This is a genomic window from Candidatus Eisenbacteria bacterium, from assembly GCA_018831195.1.
Classification (GTDB): domain Bacteria; phylum Eisenbacteria; class RBG-16-71-46; order CAIMUX01; family JAHJDP01; genus JAHJDP01.
On sequence record JAHJDP010000123.1, the window covers coordinates 1 to 4,377 of the forward strand.

The following is a 4,377-nucleotide window of genomic DNA, read 5'->3' on the forward strand; positions in this document are numbered from 1 at the left end:
CATTATAAACAGGAATAATGAACGATATCACTCAAACACCTCAAAATCGCTTAAAAATCTCATGATTCTGCATCATCCTCACATATTCTCAACAAGGCCTCTTCCCTTGCCTTGATAGGAAATAATTTAAGTATGTGCTTTCTGAAAATATCCCCATTATCCTGCACTAATGCATTCTTTATTGCGCTTACAATCGCAGGGATATCACCATAGTCAACATAAAATGCTTTATCTCCCGCCACTTCGGGCAAAGCCCCTCCCCTCGTAACAACAGGAATACAACCGCACATCATGGCTTCGGCCAGAGCGCAGCCAAAGCTTTCCACATATGATAGTTGTAAATATACTTTGCTCACTTTCATAATTTCTTCGACTCTCTTCTGCGGCAATGACCCTAAAATTTTCATATTTTTTGGAGCAATAGACATTAAATACCGTTGTATAATCTTATCCCCCCCACCCACAAGTATAAACTTAACATGGGGCATCTGTTTTGACACAGAAATATAATGTTCAATCCCTTTGAGCGCAATATTCTTCTTGTGCAAATGGCAAACCATCAAGACAGTATCAGGTTGCCTCCCTTTTGAAATCAAGCATGAATCAGCAAATCCATGATATAAAATTTTAAACTTTTCTGAAGGTCCGCATTCCTTTTGTAAACTTTTTAAATGCCACTTCGAGACAGCCAATACCAAATCAGCATGCCTGAAGGCAAAATATGCCCGCCGCCATCCTTTGCCTTCAAATCTTAACCCATGCTCAATTTCAGGCATATATATGGCATCATATCCCCCCGCTACAATAATATGTTTTTTTCCTAATATCCTGCAAGCAAGCCAGGCCCAAAAAGCATGGATGCCACCGAACCAAACAAAACAAGCATCTTTGCCATAAAGATGCTTAATAACTCTCAAAAAAAACAACCTATCATCCTGCCTATAATAAAGCGGGGTCAAGTCAAAATGACTGTTCAATATCTCCATATCTTTTTTGATAAAACTTGCGTTCATTCCCCAGATAGGATATATAAACAGCATTTTTTTAGGCATTACAAAACTCCCGCGCCAACTGTTTTGCCGTAATTTTGACATCATATTCTTTTTCGATCTTTTCCCTGGCATTCCTTCCAAGAAGCTCGCATAATTCTCGATTGTCATATAACCTCATGATAGCCCTGGATAAAGCCCTCGGATCTGCCTGCGGCACAACTAACCCGTTCTGATCGTGGATGATCAATTCAGGGACCCCTGCCACTGGGGTTGAAATAGTCGGGATCCGCATGGCCATCGCCTCCATAAGGGCGACGGGCAGGCCATCCATCAAGCCATCCCCTGTCACAATACAAGGCAGGACAAAACAATCTGCGATCTTAAGATAATTAAGGACTGCCTCGCTGTCCGCATGACCGATAAACTCAACGAAGCCGCTGATCCCCCAAGCGTCGACAACCTCCTCCAAATTTGGCCGCTCCGGGCCATCGCCGACCAGATAAAGCTTATAATCCGCCTTATTCTTGATCAAACCTAGTGCCTCGATCAAATATCTGGTCCCTTTGCGAGGATAAAGGCCTGCGACCGAAACGATATTGAAAGTTGTACTACGCCGAATATCTTGCGAAGAAAATTTCCGCAGGCTGATGCCGCATCTTATAGTCTTGATCTTCTTTGTGTCCCGCGGCGCTAATTTGCTTAAGCCCGCTTTTGCGAAATCGGTTGCCGTAACTACAAACGCGCATCTTTCGATGATCTTCTCAAGCCTGCGTTTTGCGTCTTCTGACATTGCTTGTTCTTCATAACAATGAGCGGTTATACTAAGCGGGAGATCCGACAGCCTGCTTATAACATCAGCCTGCTTGTGAACAAAATGGCTGTGCAGCCTGTCACATTTCATTTCCTGAGCAAGTTGAGCAAAATAGGCCAGCTTGATCCTTTGCGAGGAGCCGCTTTTATTTTGCGCAAGCAGCTTCATTAAGAACCCGAATTTTGATCTCAATTTGAGTATATTGCGAAATCTAAAATAAAAAGTCCTGCTCAATAGATCATTTCTACTTATTTCCTGGTGCAAAATATCATGATTAGGCAGGTCCAGTGAAAAGATCGAGACATTGACCTCGTTGTTGATCAGTTCAATAAGTTCGTTCATTATAAAAGTTTCTGTTATCGATGGGAAAGATCCCAAAATATAAGCTATCCTCATGCTATCTGCCCTTTGTCCTGAAAAAGCTAAATATTATTCTCCAATGAAGTTTTGCCAACAGCATCAAAGTAGAATATCTAGGAAAAAGCATTAAGCTTCTTACAAGATATGCCAAAGAATCCTTATATGCGCCCCTCTCCATAAATAGTTCGCCAATACGGTTGAAAGCCCCTGCTTTAGGGGTATTAGGAAACATTTCTTCCAAGGCAAACACCTTCAACATCCTCCTTAGCACTTCAGCGCGGGGATCATTTTCTAAAAACCGATTGCTAATATTGTCTGGATGGGTCCTCCTGTAATATAGCGGCAAAGCAACATGCTTAAACTTATATTTCTTTAGGACCCGCACCCAAAATTCATGGTCTTCTGATTTTAAAAATGCGGTGTCGTAACCCCCTGCTTCTTCATAAACTTTTCTCTTTAGCATTGTGCCGCATTGCAATATAGGCGTCCAATTCACTGCAGCAACTATAAGCGCTCCATTATTTGGGTTATCTGTATATTTAAAACGATGGTAAACCTTACCACAATTATCTACAAGATAATGGTCAGAATATACAATAGACACATCAGGGTCTTCATTAAAGGCAGAAACCATCGATTCAAGCGCACGCGCGTCTAATTCATCGTCACTATCAAGCCAAACAATATAATCTCCCATAGAATGTTTGACAGCATAATTCCTGGAGTCAGGTATATTCGTTGGTTCCTTATAAAAGTATTTTATGAATTCTGATTTATGGCTTTGTACAATTTCCTTTGTATCATCGGTCGAACCGTCATCGACGACAATTACTTCAAAGCGCTTATAAGTTTGGTTCAATGCGCTTTCCAAGGATTCTCCCAAAAATGCCCCCATATTTCGGGTTACAATATTCACACTGACGAACGGCTTCATCATGGCCTTATTGTTTTCTCCATTATTTCAGCACATACCGGAAACATTCTACGGAAATGAGATTTCATGTAAAGAACTAATACTTCAAAGTCCAGGATGCGGGACCTGCGCAAACAACTAATGCATTCATCATATGACCCAAAAACATAAAACACCTTAGCCACCTCGATTCGGACATCGTTAACCGTTTGGCGCGGAAAGATCATTTCCACCGGAAAAGTGTTGAGCAGTCTCCGAAAAACCTCTAATTCGTTTTTTCTTTCATTGCTTAGTCTTTTAGTGATCTTGCCTTGATGAAAACGCCTTTTACACAAAGGCAAGGCCAGATGTTTGAATTTACACCCTTTTTTTAATGCCCTGATCCAAAGATCATGATCTTCAGCTTTCTGAAGGGTTATATCATAACCTCCGATCTCATCAAAAAGACTTCTTTTTATCATCGTCCCGAGATTCCTTATAGGGGCACAATATATCGCTGAAGCGATCAATTCTGGAGGATCGTCAGACCTGTAATCATAGCAGTGATAGTCGACTTTTCCATGGTTGTCCATAAAATAATGGTCGACATAAATAATATCCGTTTGGGGTTCTCTTTCGAATATTTCGATCTGCAGCCGCAAAGCATTCGGCATAAGGAGGTCATCATCATCCAACCAGAGAATGTATTTCCCCCGGGCCTTGCTGATGCCATAATTTCTGGAATCCGAGATGCCGCTATGATCTTTGTAAAAATATCTGATCCGCAGGTCATTCAACCCCTCAACCACTGACCTGGTATCATCGGTTGAGCCATCGTCAACCACGATTATTTCAAGGTCCTTGTAAGTTTGCGCAAGAACGCTCTCGATCGCTTCTTTTAAATACCGGCTTCGATCATGAGTTATGATAATAACGCTCACAACGGGCGGCTCATGTCCCTGCTTCAATAAAACTTGGGCGGCCTCGGGCTTGGCCACGGTCTTGTTCAAATCTGCAACAGCCAGCCACCAAAGGCCCTTCACAAGCTTAATTTCATGCGGCGCCATCGAAAAGTTAGAAAGTAAAGAGCATATATCTCGCTCGTTAAAACATCGTTTTTGCGATCTATTTACCTGGCGTTGAGAAGCGGCCAAGATCAATCGGCCATTTTCATTACATAACTTGAGGGCTTGGCCCATTACAAGCTCATGATCTTCCACAAATTCGATGACCCCGTTGATCACTACCGTCTCAAACCCCCTGCCCTTAAAGCCTGCCAGATCGTCGACCGAAGCAACGTCAACATCCAGATCAAATAATGA

General features: G+C 42.2%; 4 protein-coding genes. All 4 read right to left on the minus strand.

What is annotated here, in order from left to right:
- Positions 1-59: 59 nt before the first annotated feature.
- Positions 60-1,052 carry a glycosyltransferase family 4 protein gene (locus KJ970_21240; protein ID MBU2693450.1) on the minus strand — a complete coding sequence of 331 codons (993 nt, stop codon included), beginning with the start codon at positions 1,050-1,052 and terminating at the stop codon, positions 60-62.
- The gene (locus tag KJ970_21245; GenBank protein ID MBU2693451.1) at positions 1,045-2,145 is read right to left on the minus strand and encodes a glycosyltransferase family 4 protein; all 1,101 of its coding nucleotides are present in this window, start codon (positions 2,143-2,145) and stop codon (positions 1,045-1,047) included. The genes KJ970_21240 and KJ970_21245 overlap by 8 nt, the downstream gene beginning before the upstream one ends.
- A 55-nt stretch (positions 2,146-2,200) precedes the next feature.
- Positions 2,201-3,100, minus strand: coding sequence for a glycosyltransferase (locus tag KJ970_21250; protein ID MBU2693452.1), 900 nt, complete (start codon positions 3,098-3,100; stop codon positions 2,201-2,203).
- Positions 3,097-4,377, minus strand: a 1,281-nt coding sequence (locus KJ970_21255; GenBank protein MBU2693453.1) for a glycosyltransferase, incomplete at its 5' end; no start/stop codon positions are given. The genes KJ970_21250 and KJ970_21255, both read right to left, overlap by 4 nt.

Coding starts and splice junctions, on each gene's coding strand:
- KJ970_21240 (MBU2693450.1), bottom strand. CDS start 1,052: ATGCCTAAAAAAATGCTGTTTATATATCCTATCTGGGGAATGAACGCA.
- KJ970_21245 (MBU2693451.1), bottom strand. CDS start 2,145: ATGAACGAACTTATTGAACTGATCAACAACGAGGTCAATGTCTCGATC.
- KJ970_21250 (MBU2693452.1), bottom strand. CDS start 3,100: ATGATGAAGCCGTTCGTCAGTGTGAATATTGTAACCCGAAATATGGGG.